This window comes from Pseudomonas sp. GV071, assembly GCF_003050835.1.
Classification (GTDB): Bacteria; Pseudomonadota; Gammaproteobacteria; order Pseudomonadales; family Pseudomonadaceae; genus Aquipseudomonas.
This window is the reverse complement of the sequence record NZ_QAOJ01000001.1, coordinates 48,884-71,309: the sequence shown is the minus strand read 5'-3', so window position 1 is coordinate 71,309 and position 22,426 is coordinate 48,884. Positions and strand designations below refer to the sequence as shown.

Sequence of the window (22,426 nt, the reverse complement as noted above, 5' to 3'; positions counted from 1 at the left end):
CGGCACCCCGCGAGGTGCCGTTTTTTATGTCGCAAGAAAGCGCCGCTTACTTGCGCGCCGCTTCCCACTGTTTCAACAGCTCGTTGTAGTTAACTGTCTCGCCTTTAGGCTTCTCGTTAGCCAGTTTCGGTTTCGGTGCGCCCGGTTGGTCGAACCAGTACTGCGCGTCTTTTTCCGGGTTCATTTTCGGTCCGCAGATCGGTTGCACTTTCGAGCGCTCAAGACGGGTCATGATCGCGTCCTGGTCTTTGGCCAGGCCATCCAGTGCTTCCTGCGGGGTTTTCTCGCCGCTGGCCGCTTCCGAGATATGGCTCCACCACAACTGTGCCAAGCGCGGGTAGTCCGGCACGTTGGTGCCGGTCGGCGTCCATTGCACGCGGGCCGGGCTGCGGTAGAACTCCACCAGGCCACCGAGTTTTGGCGCCAGGTCAGTCATGGCTTGCGAGTTGATGTCCGACTCACGAATCGGCGTCAGACCCAACACGGTCTTCTTCAGCGAGACGGTTTTCGAGGTCACGAACTGCGCGTACAGCCAGGCTGCCAGGCGTTGTTTCTCCGGGGTGGACTTGAGGAAGGTCCAGGAACCTACGTCCTGATAACCGAGCTTCATCCCCTCTTCCCAGTACGGGCCACGTGGCGACGGCGCCATGCGCCATTTCGGCGTGCCGTCGGCGTTTACCACCGGCAGGCCCGGCTTGGTCATGTCGGCGGTAAAGGCGGTGTACCAGAAGATCTGCTGGGCGATGTTGCCCTGCGCCGGTACCGGACCGGATTCGGAGAAGGTCATGCCCTGCGCTTCCGGTGGCGCATAGGCGCGCATCCAGTCGACGTATTTCTGCGTGGCGAACACGGCCGCCGGGCCGTTGGTGTCGCCGCCGCGGGTCACGCTGGAGCCCACCGGGTGGCAGTCCTCTACGCGAATGCCCCATTCGTCCACCGGCAAGCCGTTGGGCAGGCCCTTGTCGCCGCCACCGGCCATGGAGAACCAGGCATCGGTGAAGCGCCAGCCCAGCGATGGGTCTTTTTTGCCGTAGTCCATGTGGCCGTACACGCGCTTGCCGTCGATTTCCTTGACGTCTTCGCTGAAGAATTTGGCGATGTCTTCATAGGCGGACCAGTTCACCGGCACACCCAGTTCGTAGCCGTACTTCTCTTTGAACTTGGCCTTGAGGTCGGCACGTTCGAACCAGTCAGCGCGGAACCAATAGAGGTTGGCGAACTGCTGGTCGGGCAATTGATAGATCTTGCCATCCGGCGCCGTGGTGAACGACAGGCCGATGAAGTCTTTGAGGTCGAGGGTCGGCGAGGTGAAGTTCTTGCCCTCGTTGGCCATCAGGTCGGTGATGGACTCGGTCTTGCCGTAGCGGAAGTGGGTACCGATCAGGTCGGAGTCGTTCACCCAGCCGTCGTAGATGTTCTTGTCCGACTGCATCTGGGTTTGCAGTTTCTCTACCACGTCGCCTTCTTGCAGCAGGTCGTGGGTGAGCTGGATACCGGTGATTTCGCTAAAGGCCTTGGCCAGTACCTTGGACTCGTATTCGTGGGTGGTCAGGGTTTCCGACACCACGTTGATTTTCATGCCGCGAAACGGCTCGGCCGCCTTGATGAACCACTTCAGCTCTTCGAGCTGCTGCTCGGGCGTCAGGGTGGACGGCTTGAACTCTGCGCCAATCCATTTTTTCGCCGCGTCTTCGTAAGCATCTGCCCAGGCCGTTGCACTCAAGCCACTCAGGGCGAATATCGCCGCCAACGTCACGCTATGTCGAAGTTTGTTGTTTTTGTTGAACATAGACACCTCCTGGTAATTATTAGGTGGGACACCAAGCACGGCGGGGGCGGATCACTACGGCAGCTCCGTCCCGCCCGCCGGCTACCCCCAACGCATCACAGCCAACAGCCACACCAGGGACAGCGCACTCGCTACCCAGATGCTCCATTCAGTCGCGCCAATCACCAGCAGATGCAGGTAAGCGCTTCCGAGAAGACCAATAAACAGGCGATCGCCACGGGTGGTGGCAATCGGTAGAAATCCACGGCGCTCCACACACGGAGAGCGCAGTTCCCACACCGTCATGCCCGCCAACAGCAGGGCAATAACGCCGAAGAACGCGGCGGTTGGGGTCGTCCAGGCCATCCATTCCATCGTCAGCTCCTCACACCCGGCCCAGGGCAAAGCCCTTGGCTACATGGTTACGCACGAACCAGATCACCAGCATGCCCGGCAAAATGGTCAGCACCCCGGCGGCAGCCAGCACGCCCCAGTCGATCCCCGAGGCCGACACCGTACGGGTCATGACCGCGGCAATCGGCTTGGCATTTACCGAGGTCAGGGTGCGCGCCAACAGCAGCTCGACCCAGGAGAACATGAAGCAGAAAAACGCCGTCACGCCGATGCCCGAGCCAATCAAGGGGATGAAAATCTTGCCGAAGAATTTCGGGAAGCTGTAGCCGTCGATATAGGCGGTTTCGTCGATCTCTTTCGGCACCCCGGACATGAAACCCTCGAGAATCCACACCGCCAGCGGCACGTTGAACAGGCAGTGCGCCAGGGCCACGGCAATGTGTGTATCGAACAGGCCAATCGAGGAATACAGCTGGAAGAACGGCAGCAGAAACACCGCCGGTGGCGCCATGCGGTTGGTCAGCAGCCAGAAGAACAGGTGCTTGTCGCCCAGGAAGCGATAGCGCGAAAACGCATAGGCCGCCGGCAGCGCCACGGTCAGCGAAATCACCGTGTTCAGGCTCACGTAATACAACGAGTTGAGGTAACCGGTGTACCAGCTCGGGTCTGTGAAAATCACATGGTAGTTGGCCAGGGTGAAGTTGCTTGGCCACAGGCTCAGGCCGCCGAGGATCTCGTTATTGGTCTTGAACGACATGTTCAACAGCCAATAGATCGGCACCAGCAGAAACAGGATGTAGAGCACCAGCAGCACTTTTTTTCTAAGTGTCATGGTCGGCCTCAGCGGTTTTTATCGTTGTGGGTCATGGCGGTGTAGAACACCCACGACACCAACAGAATGATCAGGAAGTACACCAGCGAGAATGCCGCCGCCGGGCCCAGGTCGAACTGGCCGATGGCCATTTGCGTCAGGGTCTGGCTGAGGAAGGTGGTGGCGTTGCCCGGCCCGCCGCCGGTGAGCACGAACGGCTCGGTGTAGATCATGAAGCTGTCCATAAAACGCAGCATCACCGCGATCAGCAGCACGCTTTTCAGCTTCGGCAATTGGATATGGCGGAACACCGCCCAGGCCGAAGCGCGGTCGATGCGCGCCGCCTGGTAATACACATCGGGAATGGCGCGCAGCCCCGAGTAGCACAGCAGCGCCACCAAGGAGGTCCAGTGCCACACGTCCATGATCAGCACCGTGGCCCAGGCATCGCCGGTGTTGGCCGCGTAGTTGTAGGAGATGCCCAGCTTGTTCAGGGTCCAGCCCATCAGGCCGATGTCGGCGCGGCCGAAAATCTGCCAGATGGTGCCCACCACGTTCCACGGAATCAGTAGCGGAATGGCCAGCACGATCAGCACCAGCGAGGCCATCTTGCCCTTGGTTGGCATGCACAGGGCGATGCCGATGCCCAAGGGAATTTCGATCAACAGCACGCAGGCCGAGAAGATGAACTGGCGCAGCAGCGAGTCGTGCAGACGTTGATCGGCCAGCACCTGGCGGTACCAATCGGCGCCCACAAAGTAGCGGCTGGACTGGTCGAAAATGTCCTGCAGGGAGTAGTTGACCACCGTCATCATCGGCACGATGGCGCTGAACGCCACCAGCAGAAACACCGGCAATACCAGGAACCAGGCCTTGTTGTTCTGCACCTTCATGGCGTCACCTCCACCTGGCTCTCCACCAGCGCTTCGACAAGATAATCGTCTGCGTAAACCATCAGCCACTGCGCCGGAAAGCTCAGGTAGACCTTCTGCTGTGGCACGGGCTGGTCTTCCTGCAAGCGCACTTTCAACTGCTGGCCGTCGAGGTTGAGGGTGAGGATCTTGTAGGTCCCCAGATCCTCGACATGCTGCACCTCGCCGCACAGCGCATCGTCGTAGGGGCCGTCCCAGATATGGATGAACTCCGGGCGAATACCCACCTTCAACGCCGCATCAGGCAAGGCCGCCAAGCGCTGATTGAGCGCGGCACTCAGCGGCAGAACGGTGTTGGCAAACTGCACGCCGCCGTCGCAACGGCTGACGTCGATCAGGTTCATCCCCGGGCTGCCAATGAAGTAGCCGACAAAGGTGTGGCTCGGCCGCTCGAACAGTTCACGCGGGGTGCCGAACTGCACGATCTGGCCGCCATACATCACCGCAATCTTGTCGGCGAAGGTCGAGGCCTCCAACTGATCGTGGGTGACGTAAACCATGGTGATGTTGAACTGCTCGTGAATCTGCTTGAGCTTGCGCCGCAGCTTCCACTTCAGGTGGGGGTCGATCACCGTCAGCGGCTCATCGAAGAGAATCGCCGACACGTCGTCACGCACCAGGCCACGGCCCATCGAGACTTTCTGCTTCTCGTCGGCGGTGAGGTTCTTGGCCTTTTTGTGCAACAGCGGGTGCAGATCGAGCACCTCGGCAATCTCGTTGACCTTGCTCAGCACCTTGGCCTCGTTCATACCCTGGTTGCGCAGGGGGAAGGCCAGGTTGTCGAACACCGTCATGGTGTCGTACACCACCGGAAACTGGAAAACCTGAGCGATGTTGCGCTCTTCCGGCGGCAACAGATTGACCACCTTGCCGTCGAACTGCACCTCGCCCTCGGACGGGCTGAGCAGCCCGGAAATGATATTGAGCAGGGTCGACTTGCCGCAGCCCGACGGCCCCAGCAAGGCATAGGCACCGCCCTGCTCCCAGATATGGTTCATCTCGCGAATCGCGTAATCGTCCGGCCCGTTGGGGGTTTTGCTGTAGCTGTGGGCCAGGTGGTGCAAACGGATCTCGGCCATCAGGCAACCCTCCCGACGCGTCGACTGGGGGCCTGAATCAGGCGGCCATCGGCGGCGAACACGAACAGCTTGTGGGTGGGGATATAGATGAGGATCGAGGTGTCCACGTCGTACTCGTGCACGCCGGGCAGGTGCAGCACCAGCACGAACTGCTCGTTGCGCACATGCAGAAAGGTTTCCGAGCCGCTGATTTCAGCGAGTTCTACGGTTACCGCCAACTCCAGGTCATCGTCATTGCTTGGCACCAGGCCGATATGGCTGGGGCGCACGCCGAAGCGGTATTCGCCCTCGCCAATGCTTTTCAGGTCGGGGTTCAACGGAAAGTGCACGGCCTCGGCAAAACTCACCTCTGTGCCACTGATACGCCCTGGCATCAGGTTGATCGGTGGTTCGGAGAACAGCTCGGCGGCCAGCACCTGCTGCGGGCGGTGGTAAACGTCAGCAGTCTTGCCGCTCTGCACCACGCGCCCCTCATGCAGGATGGTGGTGGTGCCGCCCAGGGCCAGGGCTTCGTTGGGTTCGGTGGTGGCGTAAATGGCGATGGTGTGGCGTGCCTGGAACAGCTCGCGCATTTCCTGGCGCAGCTCTTCACGCAGCTTGTAATCGAGGTTCACCAGCGGCTCATCGAACAGAATCAGCGAGGCGTCTTTGACCAGCGCTCGGGCCATGGCGGTGCGCTGCTGCTGGCCGCCGGAGAGCTCCAGCGGGTAGCGCTTGAGCAAGGCGTCGATGCGCAGCATCTTCGCCGTGGCCTGCACCTTGTCGACGATCTCCACCTCATTGAGGCCAGCCTGGCGCAGCGGCGAGGCGATGTTTTCGAACACCGTCAGGGTTGGGTAATTGATGAACTGCTGATAGACCATCGACACGTTGCGCTTGCGCACTGGCACGTGGGTCATGTCCGCGCCATTCATCAGAATGCGCCCGCTGTTGGGCTTGTCGAGGCCGGCCATCAGGCGCATCAGACTGGTCTTGCCGGACAGCGTGCGGCCGAGCAGTACGTTGAATGAGCCGGGTTCGAAGCTGAGACAGGCGTCGTCGATATGGGTTATGCCATCGACGACCCGCGTCACATGCTCGAGGGTCAAAGACATAGGGCGTCCTTTTTATTGTTGTTGTCGGCTGCACAAGGCCGCCTTTGCACAGACACAGAGCGAGTTCTGTGCCAACCCCGGCCCGAGGTTTGCAAAGCCTTGTCTGCAAAGGTGTTTAGCCGCCTGAACAGCGGCCGAGCAGGCCACCACTGAACAGCCTTGAACACTTAAACGTGAACAACTGAACAGTGGCCAGTGTTGACTTTGAACAGTCATGAACGACACTGAACCGACCCGGCAAAGACCGGTCGATTGCTGGCTGAGAATAAAAATAAAACCACGCGAGACCCTGTCATGGCTGAAGCCGCCCTGCCCCACGACACCATCATTCAAGACTCCTGGACGCGCTGCCGCAGCTTCGGCCTCACGCACCAGAGCACCCCGGTGTTCACCCAGCCAAGCCCCGGCGACGTCTCGGCGCTGCTGGAAAGCCAGCAGGCGCTGGTGCAGACCACCCATAAGGAAGTGCTGCCCTACTACGGCAACATCCTGGCGAACTCCAACTGCCTGATCATGCTGGCCGACAACCAGGGCCAGGTGCTGCAGAGCTGGGGCGACCAACGCTTTATCGAGCCCAACCACGCCGCCGGCTTCGTGGCCGGCGCCAGCTGGCTGGAGCGTTACACCGGCACCAACGCCATCGGCACCGCCTTGAGTTGTGCGCAGCCGGTGCATATTCAGCACGACGAACACTTCCTCAAGGCCAACCGCTTCATGACCGGTTCGGCCTCGCCTATCTTCAATGAGCAGCGGCAGATGATCGCCGTGCTCGATGTGTCCAGCGACAGCTACCTGCCGCCCTCGCACACCCTGGGCATGGTGAAAATGATGAGCCAGTCGGTGGAGAACCGGCTGATCCTCAACCTGTTCCAACAGCGCTATTTCCAACTCACCTTCAACACCAGCCTGAACAACCTCGACAGCCCCTGGGCCGGTCTGGTGGTGTTCGATGAACAAGGCCAGGTGGTGTCGGCCAACCGCCGGGCCGACAGTTTGCTCGGCATCAGCCTGGCGGCGGTGACCATCGAAAGCCTGTTCGATATCCCCCTGCAGCAACTGCTGAACCAGCCTCAGGACCTGCCGTTCAACCTGCGCGCCGGCGGGCGTTTCCGCTTCCACGCCCAGCTCAAACGCCCGCAGCAACCGGTGCCGATCCAGGCCCGCGACTTCCGCTCGGCGCCGCTGCCTGAAGCACCGAGTAAACCGGCGCCCAGCCCCTTCACCCTGGCCGCCATCAACCTCGGCGACCCCCGCGTGGACAAGGCCGTGCGCCAGGCCGAACGGCTGCTGGAAAAGGACATTCCGATTCTGGTGTACGGCGAAACCGGGGTCGGCAAAGAGGTGTTCGTCAAAGCCCTGCACCAGGCCAGCTCACGGGCGCAGCAAAGCCTGATCGCGGTGAACTGTGCGGCGATTCCCAGCGACCTGGTGGAGTCCGAGCTGTTTGGCTATGAAAAAGGCGCCTTCACCGGCGCCAACCAGAAAGGCAGCATCGGCTTGATCCGCAAGGCACATAAGGGCACGTTGTTTCTCGATGAAGTCGGCGACATGCCGCTGCGGGTGCAAGCGCGTTTGCTGCGGGTACTGCAGGAGCGCTGCGTGCAGCCGTTGGGCAGCAGCGAGCTGTACCCGGTGGACATCCGCCTGATCTCCGCCACCAACCGCGCCCTGCGCCAGGACGTGGACAGCGGCCTGTTCCGCCAGGACCTCTACTACCGCATCAGCGGCCTCAACCTGGAGTTGCCGCCACTGCGCGAACGCACCGACAAACAGGCCATGATCCAGCGCCTGTGGGAGCACCACCGCGAACCCTACCAATGGGCCGGGCTGAGCAACGAGGTAATGGAACTGCTGCTGCGCCACCCCTGGCCCGGCAACCTTCGCCAGCTCAGCAGCGTGCTGCAGATTGCCTTGGCGATGGCCGACGACCAGCCGATACACGCCGAACATTTGCCCGATGATTTTTTTGCCGATTTGCCGGGTGGCGACAGCCCACGAGTGACCGACTGCCGGGCAACGCCCATCACCAACGATGCCGACCTGAAAAGCCAGTACGAACAGTGCGGCGGCAACATCTCCCACCTCGCCCGGCATTTAGGGCTGAGCCGCAACACCTTGTACAAGCGCTTGCGGGAACAGGGTGTGAAGGTTTGAGACGACCAATTTCTATGTCCGCCAAACGAGTCTGGACTCCCGCCTACGCGGGAATGACGGAGTTTTTATCTCTTTCACCGTCATCCCGGCGTAGGCCGGGATCCAGACTCGCGAACTGGATTGCTTACGCCGCCGAAATCGCTCGTTCCACTACCCGTGGCGCCATGCCTAGGGCCGGGTCGCGGCGAAAGGTCAGTACGCCGTCTTCCAGCGCCGAGTAGCGCAGGTTGAACAGGTCAAGAATGTAGTTCTGCTTCATCTGCCACGGTGCGCCAGGGCCCTGTTTGGGCAGTACATCGGCGGCGCGCAGCACGTAACCGGCGGAGATATCCAGCAGCGGGCGCTTTTCCACCGAACTGGCGATGTGGCGCGGCACGCACATCTTGTAGCCGTTCTCGTCCATGTAATTGAGCACCCGGCAGACATAGCTCGAAGCCAGGTCCGAGCGCAGGGTCCAGGAGGCGTTGGTGTAGCCAACACACAGGGCGAAGTTGGGCACGTTGCTGAGCATCATGCCTTTGTAGGCCAGGGTGTCGCCGATCTCTACCGGTTTGCCATCGACGTCCATCGTCATGCCGCCGCAGGTCTGCAGCTTGAGGCCGGTGGCGGTGATGATGATGTCCGCCGGCAACTCTTCACCGGAACGCAGGCGAATGCCGGTTTCGGTAAAGCTGTCGATCTGCTCGGTGACCATCTGCGCCTTGCCGCTTTTCAGAGCCTGGAACAGGTCACCATTGGGTACGGCGCACAGGCGCTGGTCCCACGGCTGGTATTTCGGATTGAAATGGGTATCCACCGCGTAACCGGCCGGCAGCGCACGCTTCACCCCGAAGCGCAGCAGCTTGCGCGCCAGCCCCGGCGCGCGGCGGCAGAACTGGAAGAAGCCCAGGGTCAGCAGCACATTCTTCCAGCGCGCCAGGCTGTGGGCGCGCTGTTCCGGCAGAAACTTGCGGAAGAGATCGGCAATCACATCCTTGGCCGGCAACGAGGCAATGTAGCTGGGCGAACGCTGCAGCATAGTCACCGAGCGCGCCTGCTCGGCCATCGCCGGCACCAGGGTTACGGCCGTGGCGCCACTGCCGATCACCACCACGTTCTTGTCGGTGTAATCGAGGTTTTCCGGCCACTTCTGCGGGTGAATCAGTTGGCCTTTGAACTGCTCGCTGCCGGGAAATTCCGGGCTGTAGCCGCCGGCGTAGTCGTAGTAGCCGCTGCACACGTAGAGGAAGTTGGTGCGGTAAGTGGTCAGCGCGCCGCTTTCCGGGTGCTGCACCTGCACGGTCCACACGGCATCGTAAGACGACCAGGACGCCGACTTGACCATCTGCTTGAAGCGGATGTGCTGGTCGATGCCAAACTCGCGGGCGGTGTCTTTGATGTACTGCAGAATCGAGGCACCGTCCGCGATCGCCTTGGCGTCTTGCCAGGGGCGGAACGGGTAGCCGAGGGTGAACATGTCGGAGTCGGAACGCAGCCCCGGGTAACGGAACAGGTCCCAGGTGCCGCCGATATCGGCACGCCCTTCCAGAATGGCGTAGCGCTTGTTCGGGCTCTGGGTCTGCAGCCGGTAGGCCGCCCCGATGCCCGATAGACCGGCGCCAATAATCAATACATCGAACTGTTCGGTAGCCATAGCGCACTCCGTGTTGCCTGCTCGCAGCCCTAGCTACGGCATGGCTTTCTTGTTCTAAACCCCGGCAGCAACGCACACCGCCAAAGCCCGATAGTGACCAGCCCGCATTCTTACGTGTACAGCCAGAAGCATAGCCAGCCAAAAGCACTGGGCTAGCACGAAAGTACAGAAAATGTCGGAAATGCCGTTATCGGGCATCAGAATCAGCCCACTGTCGTCCCAGCGCAGGCTGGGACCCAGGCTTGTGTGCCGTGCGGCGGAGTTCGTCCACTTCAAGATTCTGGGTCCCAGCCTTCGCTGGGACGACGGAGGGGCTTAGGCCAATTCAGCTACAACAGCAGCCAGCGCCTGAGCCGGGCTGGCGGCCTGGCTGATCGGGCGACCGATCACCAGGTAGTCGGAACCGGCGTCCAGGGCCTGACGCGGAGTCAGAATGCGGCGCTGGTCGTCCTGGGCGCTGCCCGCCGGGCGAATGCCGGGGGTGACCAGTTGCAGATTCGGGTGCGCGGCTTTCAGCGCCTGCGCTTCCTGGGCCGAGCACACCAGGCCGTCCATCCCGGCCTGTGAGGCCAGCCCGGCGAGGCGCAACACTTGCTCCTGCGGCTCGATATCCAGGCCGATACCGGCCAGGTCTTCGCGCTCCATGCTGGTCAGCACGGTAACGCCGATCAGCAGCGGCTTAGGACCGTTGAACTTGTCCAGGGTGTCGCGGCAGGCCGCCATCATGCGCAGGCCGCCCGAGCAGTGCACGTTGACCATCCACACGCCCATCTCCGCTGCGGCTTTAACGGCCATCGCAGTGGTGTTGGGGATGTCGTGGAATTTCAGGTCGAGGAATACCTCGAAACCTTTGTCGCGCAGGGTGGTGACGATGTCCGAGGCGCAACTGGTGAACAACTCCTTGCCGACCTTGACCCGGCACAGCTTCGGATCGAGCTGATCGGCCAGCTGCAAGGCAGCTTCGCGGGTAGGGAAATCCAGGGCGACGATGATGGGAGTCTGGCAGGCGGACATGGGCGACGGGTCTCGGTGGTCGGAATTCGGAGTTCGGTGGTCGAAATCGGCGCGCATTGTAGCGCAAGCCATGGACACGGCGGCAGGTCCGGCCATCACGTGGCGTGATGCAAGGCCAAGGCAGTCATAAAACCGGCCAGGGTGATCAGCCCGGTCCAGGCCTGGGTGCTGGCAAAGGCCTCGGGAATCAGGGTATCGACCAACATGCAGAGTACCGCGCCCGAGGAAAACCCCAGCGCAAACGCCAGCCACATCGCATCCACACCGGCGAACAGCCCAGGTCCCGCCATCGCGGCAAAGCCGGAGAGCAGCACAATCGTGCCCCACAGGGCGAACACATACAGCCGCCGCGTGCCCCCGGCGCGCATGCCGGCCGCGCTGGCCAGGCCTTCAGGCAGGTTGGACAGAAAAATCGCCACCAGCATCACCATGCTGACCTTGCCGCCATCGAGCAAACCCAAGCCCAAGCCGAGGGATTCCGGAATGCCATCGAGAAACGCGCCGGCGGCGATCAACACGCCGAGCAACGCGCTGGCATTGGCCTTGCCCTGCAAACGGTCGAGGCCCTTGCTGGCCACCACAAACACCACGCCGCCACTGGCCAGGCCGAGTAATGTCGGCAGCGGCCCGCCGAGTTCTTCCGCATCGGGAATCTGCTCGAAACACAGCGCCGCAATCAGCACCCCGCTGCCGTAGGCCATGATCGAGGCCAGCAGTTTTTTCGGCAGCTGCACATAGGCGCCAATGGCGGCGCCCAGCAACAGACTGCTGGCAGCCAACCAGCCCCATAGGCCGGCCTGAAGCGTTAATGACTGCGGCATGGTTTTCCCTTGTTGGCCCGGTTCGCCAAGGGTAACCGGGAACGGGCATACTTGCCCCGCTCTCACCTTATAGCCAGCCCCGCATGCGCATTCACGTCAGCTTTATCGACCGCGTTGGTATCACCCAGGAAGTGCTCGCCCTGCTCGGCGGGCGCAATCTCAACCTGGACGCCGTGGAGATGATCCCGCCCAACGTCTACATCGACGCCCCGACCCTCAGCCCCCAGGTGCTCGAGGAGCTGCGCGACGCGCTGCTGCAGATCAAGGGTGTGCAGAGCATGCACGTGGTCGACATCCTCCCCGGCCAGCGCCGCCGCTTACAGCTCGACGCCCTGCTGGCCGCAATGACCGACCCGGTGCTGGCGGTGGACGACTCCGGCCACGTACTGCTGGCCAACCCGGCACTCACCGCCCTCTGCGGCCATGAGGCGGCTGGTGAACCGCTGGCCACCCTGTTCGATGACGAAGGCCTGCAACAGGCGCTGATCGATCATGGTTTTCGCCTGCCCATGCGCGAGGTGTCACTCAAGGGCCAGGCCCTGCTGCTCGACGCCATGCCGATCACCGACACCCCGACCGGCAGCCAACAGCAGCAACTGGCCGGCGGCCTGCTGACCCTGTACCTGCCCAACCGCATCGGCGAGCGCCTGTCGGCCCTGCACCACGACCATGCCGAAGGCTTCGACTCACTGCTTGGCGACTCGCAGCCGGTGCGCAACCTCAAGGCCCGCGCCCAGCGCATCGCCACCCTCGATGCGCCGCTGCTTATCCGCGGCGAAACCGGCACGGGCAAAGAGCTGGTGGCGCGCGCCTGCCATGCCTTGAGTCCACGCAGCAACGCGCCGTTTCTGGCGCTGAACTGCGCCGCCTTGCCGGAGAACCTCGCCGAAAGCGAGCTGTTCGGTTACGCCCCCGGCGCCTTCACCGGCGCGCAACGCGGTGGCAAACCAGGGCTACTGGAACTGGCACACCAAGGCACGGTGTTCCTCGATGAAATCGGCGAAATGTCGCCGTACCTGCAAGCCAAGCTGCTGCGTTTTCTCAGCGACGGCAGCTTCCGCCGTGTCGGCGGCGACCGCGAAATGAAGGTCGATGTACGCATCCTCAGCGCCACCCACCGCGACCTGGAACAGATGGTCAGCCAGGGAAGCTTCCGTGAAGACCTGTTCTACCGCCTCAACGTACTGACCTTGGAAGTGCCGCCGCTGCGTGAACGTGGCCACGACATCCTGCTGCTGGCCCGGCACTTTATGCAGCAAGCCTGCGCGCAGATTCAACGACCCATCTGCCGCCTGACGCCCGGCACCTACCCGGCACTGCTGAGCAACCCGTGGCCGGGCAACGTGCGGCAACTGCAAAACGTGATCTTCCGCGCCGCCGCGGTGTGCGACAGCCCGTTGGTGGATGTTGGCGATCTGGATATTGCCGGCACGGCGGTGGCGCCCCAGGCAGAGGGCGAAGTTCGCAGTTTGGAAGAAGCGGTGGATGGCTTTGAGAAGGGTTTGCTGGAGAAGCTCTACAGCAGTTACCCGTCGAGCCGGCAGTTGGCAGCGCGGTTGCTGACCTCGCATACGGCGATTGCCAAGCGGCTGAAAAAGTATGGGATTTCGAAAGGCTGAAGCCCAACGAAGACTCCTGTGGGAGGGGCTTTAGCCGCGAGCTTTTGACCTTCTTCACGGCCGTAAAGAACTCGCGGCTAAAGCCCCTCCCACACAAGCAGATCGTCGGTTACTTAATCACCCCGCACGCAAACCGCGCCCCGCCACCGCCCAATGGCGCCGGGTGATCGGCGTGGTTATCACCACCGGCATGCAGCATCAACGCATGCCCACTCAGCTCGGACAGCTTCTTCAATCGCGGCGCCAACACCGGTTGGCTGGCCTTGCCGTCTGCGGTCACGTAGAGCGCAGGCAGATCACCGAGGTGATTACCGTCCTCCCACGGATAGCCGTGCTTGCCGGTCTTTTCCGGGTCCCAGTGACCGCCCGCAGCGCCGGCCGGGGTCACTTTGCCATCGACGGTCGCCACGTCGCAGCTCGGGTTCATGTGCACGTGAAAACCGTGAACGCCGGGCTGCAGACCGCTGAGCGTGGGGGTAAACACCAGGCCGTATTTCGACTCGGTGACCACCACATTGCCCACCGGCTTTCCGGCGCCGTTTTCGGTGGCCTGGTTGAGTTGCACCGTGAGCGATTCGGCCGCCTGGGCGCCGGTGGCGACGGCAAGCAGCACGGCGGCAGCCAGCAGATGACGAGAAACCTTTTGCATAGCGAGCATCCTATTTCCATGGGCAGGTGGGTAAATGACTGTAGTAGAGCGCCAGCGGTTCCTCAGCAAATGTAACCGTATCGATTTCATTACATCGTAACGATAACGCTCCAAAACCAGCACGCCCACGCTCCCAGCCGCTCTAGCGCAATTAATTTTACGACCGCCGCGTCACTGTAGCGTTTTCATTCCAGCCAGCCCGCCGCTGAATCCTCCTACTTCGCGCAAAGCCCCGGATTACCTACTTCGGCACAACCTGGCACCGCCCTTGCTAACAGCCCTGAGCATTACTCTGGCATTGCCCACCCCTCAGAACGGGCAAGCCCCTGACCATAGGAAGCGACATGAGCGAATTGCGATTCACCAGCGAACATGAATGGCTGCGTCTGGACAGTGATGGCCTGGTTACCGTCGGCATCACTCCCTACGCCCAGGAAGCCCTTGGTGATGTGGTATTCGTGCAATTGCCGGAGCTCGGCGCTCACGCTGCCGGCGCCGAAGTAGCGGTGCTGGAGTCGGTCAAAGCCGCCAGCACCATCGCCATGCCGGTGGACGGTGAAGTAGTGGAAGTGAACACCGCCCTGGAAAACGCTCCGGAAACCGTCAACGAAGATTCCCTCGGCGCGGGCTGGTTCTTCCGCATGCAGTTGGCCGACAACAGCGTGCTGGCCGACCTGCTCGACCAAGCCGCCTACGACCGCCTGCTCAAAGCCAACGACGACGCCTGAGACCGCCCCGATGACCATCTCCCTTGATACCCGCAACGAATTCATCGCCCGTCACATCGGCCCGCGTGAACGCGACATCGCCGCCATGCTGCAGCAGTTGGGTTACGACTCCCTGGAAGCCATGAGCGCCAGCGTGATCCCCGACAGCATCAAGGGCACCAGCGTGCTCAACCTGCCCGAAGGCCTCAGCGAAACCGCGGCCCTGGCTGAAATCAAAGGTATCGCCGACAAAAATAAGCAGTTCAAAACCTATATCGGCCAGGGCTACTACGGCACCCTGACCCCGGCACCAATCCTGCGCAACCTGCTGGAAAACCCGGCCTGGTACACCGCCTACACCCCGTACCAACCAGAGATTTCCCAAGGCCGTCTGGAAGCCCTGCTCAACTTCCAGACCATGATCTGCGACCTCACCGGCCTGCAAATCGCCAACGCCTCGTTGCTCGACGAAGCCACCGCCGCTGCCGAAGCCATGACTTTCTGCAAACGCCTGGCAAAAAACAAAGCCAGCCAGACCTTCTTCGCCTCCAAGCACTGCCACCCGCAAACCCTCGACGTGCTGCGCACCCGTGCCGAGCCGCTGGGCATTGATGTGGTGGTGGGCGACGAAAGCGCCATCGAAGACTTCTCCGCCTACTTCGGCGCGCTGCTGCAATACCCGGCCAGCAATGGCGACATTTTTGACTACCGCGCCCTGGTCGAGCAGTTCCACGCCGTCGGCGCCCTGGTGGCCGTGGCCGCTGACCTGCTGGCCCTGACCCTGCTGACCCCTCCCGGCGAATTCGACGCCGACGTGGCCCTGGGCAGCGCGCAACGCTTTGGTGTGCCGCTGGGCTTTGGTGGCCCGCACGCCGCTTACTTCGCCACCCGCGATGCATTCAAACGCGACATGCCGGGCCGCCTGGTGGGCGTGTCCATCGACCGCCATGGCAAACCGGCGTTCCGCCTGGCCATGCAAACCCGCGAGCAACATATCCGCCGCGAGAAGGCCACCAGCAACATCTGCACCGCCCAGGTTCTGCTGGCCAACATCGCCGGCATGTACGCCGTCTACCACGGCCCGCAAGGCCTGACCCAGATCGCCAAGCGCGTACACGTGCTCACCGTGATCGCCGCCCAAGGCTTGGCGCAGCTCGGCCTGCCGGTCGCGCAAGCGAGCTTCTTCGACACCGTCACCCTCAACACCGGTGCGCGCACTGCCGAGCTGCACGCAAAAGCGTGGGCCGCCGAGATCAACCTGCGCCAGATCGATGCCGGCCAACTGGGCCTGTCCATCGACGAAACCACCACCCAGGCCGATATCGAAGCCTTGTGGGCGTTGTTCGCCACCAGCGGCCAAGCCCTGCCGGACTTCGCAGCACTGGCCGCCAACGCCGGCCTGCAACTGCCTGAAGCGCTGCTGCGTACCAGCACCTTCCTGCAGCACCCCTCGTTCAACCGCTATCACTCGGAAACCGAGCTGATGCGCTACCTGCGTCGCCTCGCCGACAAAGACCTGGCGCTCGACCGCACCATGATCCCGCTGGGCTCGTGCACCATGAAGCTCAACGCCGCCAGCGAAATGCAGCCGATCACCTGGAGCGCTTTCGGTGGCCTGCACCCGTTCGTGCCGGCTGAACAAGCCCAGGGCTACCAGCAACTGACCGACGAACTGGAAGCGATGCTCTGCGCCGCCACCGGTTACGACGCCGTGTCGTTACAGCCCAACGCCGGCTCGCAAGGTGAATACGCAGGCCTGCTGGCCATTCGCGCCTACCACGCCAGCCGTGGCGAAGGTGAACGCGACATCTGCCTGATCCCCTCCTCCGCCCACGGCACCAACCCCGCAACCGCCAACATGGCCGGCATGCGTGTAGTGGTCACCGCCTGCGACGCCCGCGGCAACGTGGATGTCGAAGACCTGCGCGCCAAGGCCCTGGAACACAAAGACCGCCTGGCCGCGCTGATGATCACCTACCCGTCCACCCACGGCGTGTTCGAAGAAGAGATCCTCGATATCTGCGCGATCATTCACGACAACGGCGGCCAGGTGTACATCGACGGCGCCAACATGAACGCCATGGTCGGCCTGTGCGCTCCCGGCAAGTTCGGCGGCGACGTGTCGCACCTGAACCTGCACAAAACCTTCTGCATCCCCCACGGTGGTGGCGGCCCAGGCGTTGGCCCAATCGGCGTGAAGTCGCACCTGGCGCCATTCCTGCCCGGTCACGGCCATATGGCCCGTAAAGAAGGTGCAGTCAGCGCCGCGCCGTTCGGCAGCGCGAGCATTCTGCCGATCTCCTGGATGTACATGAAAATGATGGGCGGCGAAGGCCTCAAACGCGCCTCGCAACTGGCCATTCTCAGCGCCAACTACATTGCCAACCGCCTCGAAGAGCACTTCCCCGTGCTGTACGCCGGCAGCAATGGCCTGGTCGCTCACGAATGCATCCTCGATGTACGCCCGCTGAAAGAAACCAGCGGCATCAGCGTTGATGACGTCGCCAAGCGCCTGATCGACTATGGCTTCCATGCGCCGACCATGTCGTTCCCAGTGGCCAACACCCTGATGATCGAGCCGACCGAAAGCGAATCCAAAGAAGAGCTGGACCGGTTCTGCGACGCCATGATCAGCATCCGTAACGAGATCCGCGCCATCGAACGCGGCGAGTCGGACGCCCAGGACAACCCCCTGAAAAACGCCCCGCACACCGCCCAGGAACTGCTTGGCGAATGGCCGCACGCCTACAGCCGCGAGCAAGCCGCTTACCCGCTGGCAAGCATCGTGGAAGCCAAGTACTGGCCGCCCGTGGCGCGGATCGACAACGTCTACGGCGACCGCAACCTGGTCTGCTCCTGCCCGTCGATCAGCGAATACGCTGACGCCTAAGCGCCAAGAGCATCGCGGCTGAAGCCGCTCCCACAGGTAGCGAGTGCTCTTGTGGGAGAGGCTTTAGCCGCGATGGCACCACCGCCTATCCCCAAGACCGTAAGGGGCACACACCTCGCGGTCTACGCTGCATCAATAGCCTTCTGTATCCGAGGTCTGTATGGCACTTAGCGTGTTCGACCTGTTCAAGATCGGTATCGGCCCCTCCAGTTCCCACACGGTCGGGCCGATGCGCGCGGCCGCGCGGTTTGTCGAAGGCCTGCGCCGCGACGATCTGCTCACCGCCACCCACAGCGTGAAAGTCGAGCTATACGGCTCCCTCGGCGCCACCGGCAAAGGCCACGGCAGCGATAAAGCCGTGCTGCTCGGCCTGGAAGGCGAGCACCCGGACACCGTCGACACCGCCACCGTCGACGCCCGCCTGGCGGCCATCCGCAAAAGCGGCCAGCTCAACCTGCTGGGTGAAAAGCCCATCGCCTTCGTGGAAAAACAGCACCTGGCGATGATCCGCAAACCCTTGCCGCAACACCCCAACGGCATGATCTTTCGCGCCTTCGACGAGGCCGGTCTACAACTGCGCAGCCGCGAGTACTACTCGGTGGGCGGCGGTTTTGTCGTCGATGAAGACGCCGCCGGCGCCGACCGCATTGTGGAAGACGCCACCGTGCAGCCCTACCCGTTCAAAAGCGGCGACCAGTTGATGGCCCACTGCGCCGAGCATGGCCTTTCCATCAGCCAACTGATGCTGGCCAACGAAAGCGTCTGGCGCCCGGAAGCGGAAACCCGCGCCGGGCTACTGCGCATCTGGCAAGTGATGCAGGACTGCGTCGAAGCCGGCTGCCGCAACGAGGGCATCATGCCCGGCGGCTTGAAGGTCAAACGCCGCGCCGCCGCCCTGCACCGGCAACTGTGCAAAAACCCGGAAGCGGCGCTGCGTGACGCGTTATCGGTGCTCGACTGGGTCAACCTCTACGCGCTGGCCGTCAACGAAGAAAACGCCAGCGGCGGCCGCGTGGTCACCGCGCCCACCAACGGCGCAGCGGGCATTGTGCCGGCGGTGCTGCACTACTACGTGCGCTTTATTCCCGGCGCCAGCGACGACGGCGTGGTGCGCTTTCTGCTCACCGCCGCCGCCATCGGCATTCTGTACAAAGAAAACGCCTCGATCTCCGGCGCTGAAGTCGGCTGCCAGGGCGAAGTCGGCGTCGCCTGTTCGATGGCTGCCGGGGCGCTGTGTGAAGTCATGGGCGGCAGCGTGCAGCAAGTGGAAAACGCCGCCGAGATCGGCATGGAACATAACCTTGGCCTGACCTGCGACCCTATCGGTGGCTTGGTGCAGGTGCCGTGCATCGAGCGCAATGCCATGGGCTCGGTGAAAGCCATCAATGCCGTGCGCATGGCGTTGCGCGGCGATGGGCAGCACTTTGTCTCGCTCGACAAGGTAATCCGCACCATGCGGCAGACAGGGGCGGACATGAACAACAAGTACAAAGAGACCGCGCGGGGTGGGTTGGCTGTGAACATTATTGAATGTTGACCGAGTTGCCTGCGGCCCTCACCCCCGGCCCCTCTCCCGCTAGCGGGCGAGGGGAGACAATCTAGAACAAAACATCGATCAGTCCCCTCTCCCGCCTGCGGGAGAGGGCTAGGGAGAGGGGCCCTTCCCCACTCCAGCACAACGTTCAAGGAGCACACCATGACCCCCTCAACCCTGGCCAAAACCCCTCTCCACGCCCTGCACCTGGAACTCGGTGCCCGTATGGTGCCGTTCGCCGGCTACGACATGCCGGTGCAATACCCCCTGGGAGTGCTCAAAGAACACCAACACACCCGCGACCAGGCCGGTCTGTTTGATGTGTCGCACATGGGCCAGATTCTGCTCAAAGGCGCCAACGCAGCCGCCGCCCTGGAAACCCTGGTGCCGGTAGACATCATCGACCTGCCGGTCGGCATGCAGCGCTACGCCATGTTCACCGACGAAAACGGCGGCATCCTCGACGACCTGATGGTCGCCAACCTCGGCAACGACACGCTCTTTCTGGTGGTCAACGCCGCCTGCAAAAACGAAGACCTGGCCCACCTGCAACAACACTTGAGCGGCCAGTGCGAAGTGGTCGCCCAATTCGACCGCGCCCTGCTCGCCCTGCAAGGCCCGGCCGCCGTCACCGTGCTCGCACGCCTGGCGCCGGAGGTGGCGAAGATGACCTTCATGAACTTCCAGCCAGTGACCCTGCTGGGCGTCGACTGCTTCGTCAGCCGCTCCGGCTACACCGGTGAAGACGGCTACGAAATTTCCATCCCAAGCGACGCCGCCGAGAAAATCGCCCGCGCCCTGCTGGCCGAACCGCAAGTGCAGGCCATCGGCCTGGGCGCCCGCGACTCGCTGCGCCTGGAAGCCGGCCTATGCCTGTACGGCCACGACATGAGCACCGCCACCACGCCCATCGAAGCCGGCCTGCTCTGGGCCATCTCGAAAACTCGCCGCGCCGACGGCGCCCGTGCCGGTGGTTTCCCCGGTGCCGCCCGCGTGTTCGCCCAGCAACAGGAAGGCGTGGCGAGCAAACGTGTTGGCCTGCTGCCCCAAGAACGCACCCCGGTGCGTGAAGGCTGCGAGATTGTCGACGTCGATGGCGTGGTGATCGGCCAGGTCTGCAGCGGCGGCTTCGGCCCCACCCTCGGCGCGCCGTTGGCCATGGGCTACGTCAACGCTGGCCACAACGCCCTGGAAAACACCGTCTGGGCCCTGGTGCGCGGCAAACGTGTACCGATGAAAGTAGCCAAAACCCCGTTCGTGCCGCAGCGCTACTACCGCGGGTAAAACAGCGTTTTCAGGTACGGCCAATCGCGGCTGAAGCCGCTCCTACAGGATTGTGCGGTCCGTAGGAGCGGCTTCAGCCGCGATGCTTTTCTGTCTTGCCGTACTCCATCACATCCCCGCCCCCGACACCTTGTGCCTCCCCTGCTCCAGCGCGTCTAATCCGCCCCTTACCTGCCTTCACGGACGAACCCACCATGCCGTTTTCCCCGCGCCGCTGCGCCCTGCTTGCCCTGGTCGCCAGCCTGTTGCAGCTGCCGGTTGCCCAGGCCGCCGACTGCCATGTCTTCGAAACCGAAACCCTGACGCTGACCGGCACGCTCTACCCCGACACCTTCCCCGGCGCTCCCGGTTTCGAAGATGTAACCCAGGGCGACGAGGCCGAGGTGGGCTTTTATCTGGCACTACCGGAACCGCTGTGTATGACACCCAACGACGAGTTCGAGGTGAGCAGCGACCAGCGTCTGGACTACCTGCAACTGATCCTCGACCAGAAGGGCTACGACCAGTTGCGCCCCTATCTGCTGAGCGAAGGCAAGCTCACGGTCAAAGGCAGCATTACCGGCGCGCTCACCGGCCACCACCACACGCCGCTACTGCTGCAGGACGTCGAGTTCGTCAGCGGCACGCCGACCGAGCCGGTGGACTGTGAGTTGCTGGCAGAAAATGCCTCGCTGGATGAGCGCCTGCCTAGCCCCTTGCCCGGCAAGATCACCGGAGAAGGCCGCCTGTATTTCCACACCGCGCCGAACGAGAGCTGCGGCGAAAACAAGGCCTATATCGTGCCCGGTGACGTGGTAAGCGTGACCAACATCCATAGCTTTGGCTGGGCCAACGTCACCTACACCAGTAAAAAGGGCACCGAGTTCAGCGGCTGGGTGAAGCAAGGCCAGGTACTGATCAACGGCGAGTAACGCGGTGCGTTGTCGCATACACACCCTCTTTTGTAGGGGGGACCGCGCATCAAGCGATCGCCCCCCAACAGCATCAAGTAGGATTTTCCTACAAACATAATCGCCACTTGATCCAGGTCAGCCCTCATTCCAGAGCGGCTCACTAGCCTTGGCCATCGCTCGTTCACATTCGAGCAAGACGCTAAGGACGCACCATCATGGCCTATCTAGTCTGGCAGGAAGACCTCAACACCGGCATTCAGATCATCGACGATCAGCACAAGCGCATCGTCGCCATGATCAACCTGCTGATCCACGCCAACGAGAACAACCACAGCCGCGAAGAAGTAGGTGAAGTGCTCGCCGAGTTGGTGGACTACACCCTCTCGCACTTCGCCTTTGAAGAGGCGCTGCTGGAAGAAGCCGGCTATGCCTTCACCCGTCCGCACAAGCGCGTGCATGAGATCTTCACCGTGCGTGTCAGCGAGTTCAACATGCGCTTTCAGGCCGGCGAAGACGTCACCCAGGAGCTGATCAACCTGCTCTCGCGCTGGCTGTTCAACCACATCCGCAACGACGACAAGGCCTACGCGCAAACGGTGAAGAACAACATCAAAGCGCTGGTGGACGACAAACACAGCGGCGGCTGGTTTTCCCGTTCGTTCAAACGCTTTTTCGGTGACGCCCACGCCTGACCGGCGGTTGCGGCAAATGCGCCCAGGCTCGGGCCAGGGCGCGCGCATTCAGGTAAGCTGCCGCCCTCGAAATTTCAGCTACAGAGGGTGTTCCGGTGCTTATCAAAGCGTTGCGTGTTGGCTTGGGCCAGCTCATCGTGTTTATCGACTTCATTACCCGCCCGCGCAAACTCAAGCGCACCCCCGAGGCTCAGGCCGACGTGGCGAAAGCCACTGCCGGCATGGCCCTGTACCAGTTCCACGCCTGCCCGTTCTGCGTGCGCACCCGCCGCACCATGCACCGCCTGAACCTGCCGATTGCGCTGCGTGACGCCAAGAACAACGACGAACATCGTCAGGCCCTGTTGAACCAGGGTGGCGCGATCAAAGTGCCGTGCCTGCGTATCGATGAAAACGGTGGCAGCACCTGGATGTATGAATCCAAGGCGATCATGCAGTACCTGGAAGACCGTTTCGCCAGCGCCTAAAAGCATCGAGGCTTTAGCCTCGATTTTTTGA

At 62.4% G+C, this 22,426-nt stretch carries 19 protein-coding genes; 9 read left to right on the top strand and 10 right to left on the bottom strand.

Annotated features, from left to right (window positions below; genetic code table 11):
- Positions 1-46 precede the first annotated feature (46 nt).
- The 6 genes from C8K61_RS00305 to C8K61_RS00280 all read right to left on the bottom strand — a co-directional run bounded on the left by C8K61_RS00305 (position 47) and on the right by C8K61_RS00280 (position 6,038).
- The gene (locus tag C8K61_RS00305) at positions 47-1,789 is read right to left on the bottom strand and encodes an ABC transporter substrate-binding protein (protein WP_108094065.1); all 1,743 of its coding nucleotides are present in this window, start codon (positions 1,787-1,789) and stop codon (positions 47-49) included.
- 81 nt (positions 1,790-1,870) lie between these two features.
- A complete protein-coding gene (locus C8K61_RS00300) occupies positions 1,871-2,143 on the bottom strand; it encodes a DUF2160 domain-containing protein (RefSeq protein WP_108094063.1) in 273 nt (90 codons plus the stop codon).
- A gap of 10 nt (positions 2,144-2,153) precedes the next feature.
- Positions 2,154-2,954, bottom strand: a complete 801-nt coding sequence (locus tag C8K61_RS00295; protein WP_108094062.1) for a carbohydrate ABC transporter permease — start codon at positions 2,952-2,954, stop codon at positions 2,154-2,156.
- Between the two features lie 8 nt (positions 2,955-2,962).
- Positions 2,963-3,826: a carbohydrate ABC transporter permease gene (locus tag C8K61_RS00290; RefSeq protein ID WP_108094060.1), complete on the bottom strand. Its 864-nt coding sequence runs from the start codon at positions 3,824-3,826 to the stop codon at positions 2,963-2,965.
- Positions 3,823-4,944: an ABC transporter ATP-binding protein gene (locus C8K61_RS00285; RefSeq protein WP_108094058.1), complete on the bottom strand. Its 1,122-nt coding sequence runs from the start codon at positions 4,942-4,944 to the stop codon at positions 3,823-3,825. Before C8K61_RS00285 ends, C8K61_RS00290 begins: the two co-directional genes overlap by 4 nt.
- Positions 4,944-6,038 (bottom strand): ABC transporter ATP-binding protein, encoded by a 1,095-nt coding sequence (locus tag C8K61_RS00280; RefSeq protein WP_108094056.1) that lies wholly within the window; start codon positions 6,036-6,038, stop codon positions 4,944-4,946. Before C8K61_RS00280 ends, C8K61_RS00285 begins: the two co-directional genes overlap by 1 nt.
- Before the next feature lie 294 nt (positions 6,039-6,332).
- On the opposite strand from C8K61_RS00280, the gene C8K61_RS00275 reads away from it, so the two are divergent.
- The gene (locus C8K61_RS00275; RefSeq protein ID WP_108094054.1) at positions 6,333-8,192 is read left to right on the top strand and encodes a sigma-54-dependent Fis family transcriptional regulator; all 1,860 of its coding nucleotides are present in this window, start codon (positions 6,333-6,335) and stop codon (positions 8,190-8,192) included.
- Positions 8,193-8,316: 124 nt separating this feature from the next.
- Here C8K61_RS00275 and C8K61_RS00270 read toward each other — a convergent pair whose 3' ends face one another.
- The 3 genes from C8K61_RS00270 to C8K61_RS00260 all read right to left on the bottom strand — a co-directional run bounded on the left by C8K61_RS00270 (position 8,317) and on the right by C8K61_RS00260 (position 11,660).
- Positions 8,317-9,825, bottom strand: coding sequence for an NAD(P)/FAD-dependent oxidoreductase (locus C8K61_RS00270; RefSeq protein ID WP_108094053.1), 1,509 nt, complete (start codon positions 9,823-9,825; stop codon positions 8,317-8,319).
- Positions 9,826-10,140: 315 nt separating this feature from the next.
- Complete coding sequence (pyrF, locus tag C8K61_RS00265) at positions 10,141-10,839, bottom strand: orotidine-5'-phosphate decarboxylase (RefSeq protein ID WP_108094051.1); 699 nt, start codon at positions 10,837-10,839, stop codon at positions 10,141-10,143.
- A gap of 95 nt (positions 10,840-10,934) precedes the next feature.
- The gene (locus tag C8K61_RS00260) at positions 10,935-11,660 is read right to left on the bottom strand and encodes a ZIP family metal transporter (protein WP_108094049.1); all 726 of its coding nucleotides are present in this window, start codon (positions 11,658-11,660) and stop codon (positions 10,935-10,937) included.
- A gap of 83 nt (positions 11,661-11,743) precedes the next feature.
- Between C8K61_RS00260 and C8K61_RS00255 the strand changes: the two genes are divergently transcribed.
- A complete protein-coding gene (locus C8K61_RS00255; protein ID WP_108094048.1) occupies positions 11,744-13,279 on the top strand; it encodes a sigma-54-dependent transcriptional regulator in 1,536 nt (511 codons plus the stop codon).
- 109 nt (positions 13,280-13,388) lie between these two features.
- On the opposite strand, the gene sodC is transcribed toward C8K61_RS00255, so the two are convergent.
- Positions 13,389-13,928, bottom strand: a complete 540-nt coding sequence (gene sodC / locus C8K61_RS00250) for a superoxide dismutase family protein (RefSeq protein WP_108094863.1) — start codon at positions 13,926-13,928, stop codon at positions 13,389-13,391.
- 344 nt (positions 13,929-14,272) lie between these two features.
- Here sodC and gcvH point away from each other — a divergent pair, with 344 nt between their 5' ends.
- The 7 genes from gcvH to C8K61_RS00215 all read left to right on the top strand — a co-directional run bounded on the left by gcvH (position 14,273) and on the right by C8K61_RS00215 (position 22,395).
- A complete protein-coding gene (gene gcvH, locus C8K61_RS00245) occupies positions 14,273-14,656 on the top strand; it encodes a glycine cleavage system protein GcvH (RefSeq protein ID WP_108094046.1) in 384 nt (127 codons plus the stop codon).
- A 10-nt stretch (positions 14,657-14,666) separates the two neighbouring features.
- On the top strand, positions 14,667-17,525 hold the full coding sequence (gene gcvP, locus C8K61_RS00240; protein ID WP_108094044.1) for an aminomethyl-transferring glycine dehydrogenase: 2,859 nt from the start codon (positions 14,667-14,669) through the stop codon (positions 17,523-17,525).
- 160 nt (positions 17,526-17,685) lie between these two features.
- Positions 17,686-19,062 carry an L-serine ammonia-lyase gene (locus tag C8K61_RS00235; RefSeq protein ID WP_108094042.1) on the top strand — a complete coding sequence of 459 codons (1,377 nt, stop codon included), beginning with the start codon at positions 17,686-17,688 and terminating at the stop codon, positions 19,060-19,062.
- A 159-nt stretch (positions 19,063-19,221) separates the two neighbouring features.
- Positions 19,222-20,343, top strand: coding sequence for a glycine cleavage system aminomethyltransferase GcvT (gcvT, locus tag C8K61_RS00230; protein WP_108094040.1), 1,122 nt, complete (start codon positions 19,222-19,224; stop codon positions 20,341-20,343).
- A gap of 194 nt (positions 20,344-20,537) precedes the next feature.
- A complete protein-coding gene (locus tag C8K61_RS00225) occupies positions 20,538-21,254 on the top strand; it encodes a DUF4431 domain-containing protein (protein WP_108094038.1) in 717 nt (238 codons plus the stop codon).
- Between the two features lie 197 nt (positions 21,255-21,451).
- Entirely contained in the window at positions 21,452-21,928 is a 477-nt protein-coding gene (locus tag C8K61_RS00220; RefSeq protein WP_108094036.1) for a bacteriohemerythrin, read from the top strand.
- A 95-nt stretch (positions 21,929-22,023) separates the two neighbouring features.
- Positions 22,024-22,395, top strand: a complete 372-nt coding sequence (locus tag C8K61_RS00215) for a glutathione S-transferase N-terminal domain-containing protein (RefSeq protein ID WP_108094034.1) — start codon at positions 22,024-22,026, stop codon at positions 22,393-22,395.
- Positions 22,396-22,426 lie beyond the last annotated feature (31 nt).

Excerpts from the sequence above, each read along its gene's own strand:
- C8K61_RS00305 (WP_108094065.1), bottom strand. The coding sequence starts at position 1,789 with ATGTTCAACAAAAACAACAAACTTCGACATAGCGTGACGTTGGCGGCG.
- C8K61_RS00300 (WP_108094063.1), bottom strand. The coding sequence starts at position 2,143 with ATGGAATGGATGGCCTGGACGACCCCAACCGCCGCGTTCTTCGGCGTT.
- C8K61_RS00295 (WP_108094062.1), bottom strand. The coding sequence starts at position 2,954 with ATGACACTTAGAAAAAAAGTGCTGCTGGTGCTCTACATCCTGTTTCTG.
- C8K61_RS00290 (WP_108094060.1), bottom strand. The coding sequence starts at position 3,826 with ATGAAGGTGCAGAACAACAAGGCCTGGTTCCTGGTATTGCCGGTGTTT.
- C8K61_RS00285 (WP_108094058.1), bottom strand. The coding sequence starts at position 4,944 with ATGGCCGAGATCCGTTTGCACCACCTGGCCCACAGCTACAGCAAAACC.
- C8K61_RS00280 (WP_108094056.1), bottom strand. The coding sequence starts at position 6,038 with ATGTCTTTGACCCTCGAGCATGTGACGCGGGTCGTCGATGGCATAACC.
- C8K61_RS00275 (WP_108094054.1), top strand. The coding sequence starts at position 6,333 with ATGGCTGAAGCCGCCCTGCCCCACGACACCATCATTCAAGACTCCTGG.
- C8K61_RS00270 (WP_108094053.1), bottom strand. The coding sequence starts at position 9,825 with ATGGCTACCGAACAGTTCGATGTATTGATTATTGGCGCCGGTCTATCG.
- pyrF (WP_108094051.1), bottom strand. The coding sequence starts at position 10,839 with ATGTCCGCCTGCCAGACTCCCATCATCGTCGCCCTGGATTTCCCTACC.
- C8K61_RS00260 (WP_108094049.1), bottom strand. The coding sequence starts at position 11,660 with ATGCCGCAGTCATTAACGCTTCAGGCCGGCCTATGGGGCTGGTTGGCT.
- C8K61_RS00255 (WP_108094048.1), top strand. The coding sequence starts at position 11,744 with ATGCGCATTCACGTCAGCTTTATCGACCGCGTTGGTATCACCCAGGAA.
- sodC (WP_108094863.1), bottom strand. The coding sequence starts at position 13,928 with ATGCAAAAGGTTTCTCGTCATCTGCTGGCTGCCGCCGTGCTGCTTGCC.
- gcvH (WP_108094046.1), top strand. The coding sequence starts at position 14,273 with ATGAGCGAATTGCGATTCACCAGCGAACATGAATGGCTGCGTCTGGAC.
- gcvP (WP_108094044.1), top strand. The coding sequence starts at position 14,667 with ATGACCATCTCCCTTGATACCCGCAACGAATTCATCGCCCGTCACATC.
- C8K61_RS00235 (WP_108094042.1), top strand. The coding sequence starts at position 17,686 with ATGGCACTTAGCGTGTTCGACCTGTTCAAGATCGGTATCGGCCCCTCC.
- gcvT (WP_108094040.1), top strand. The coding sequence starts at position 19,222 with ATGACCCCCTCAACCCTGGCCAAAACCCCTCTCCACGCCCTGCACCTG.
- C8K61_RS00225 (WP_108094038.1), top strand. The coding sequence starts at position 20,538 with ATGCCGTTTTCCCCGCGCCGCTGCGCCCTGCTTGCCCTGGTCGCCAGC.
- C8K61_RS00220 (WP_108094036.1), top strand. The coding sequence starts at position 21,452 with ATGGCCTATCTAGTCTGGCAGGAAGACCTCAACACCGGCATTCAGATC.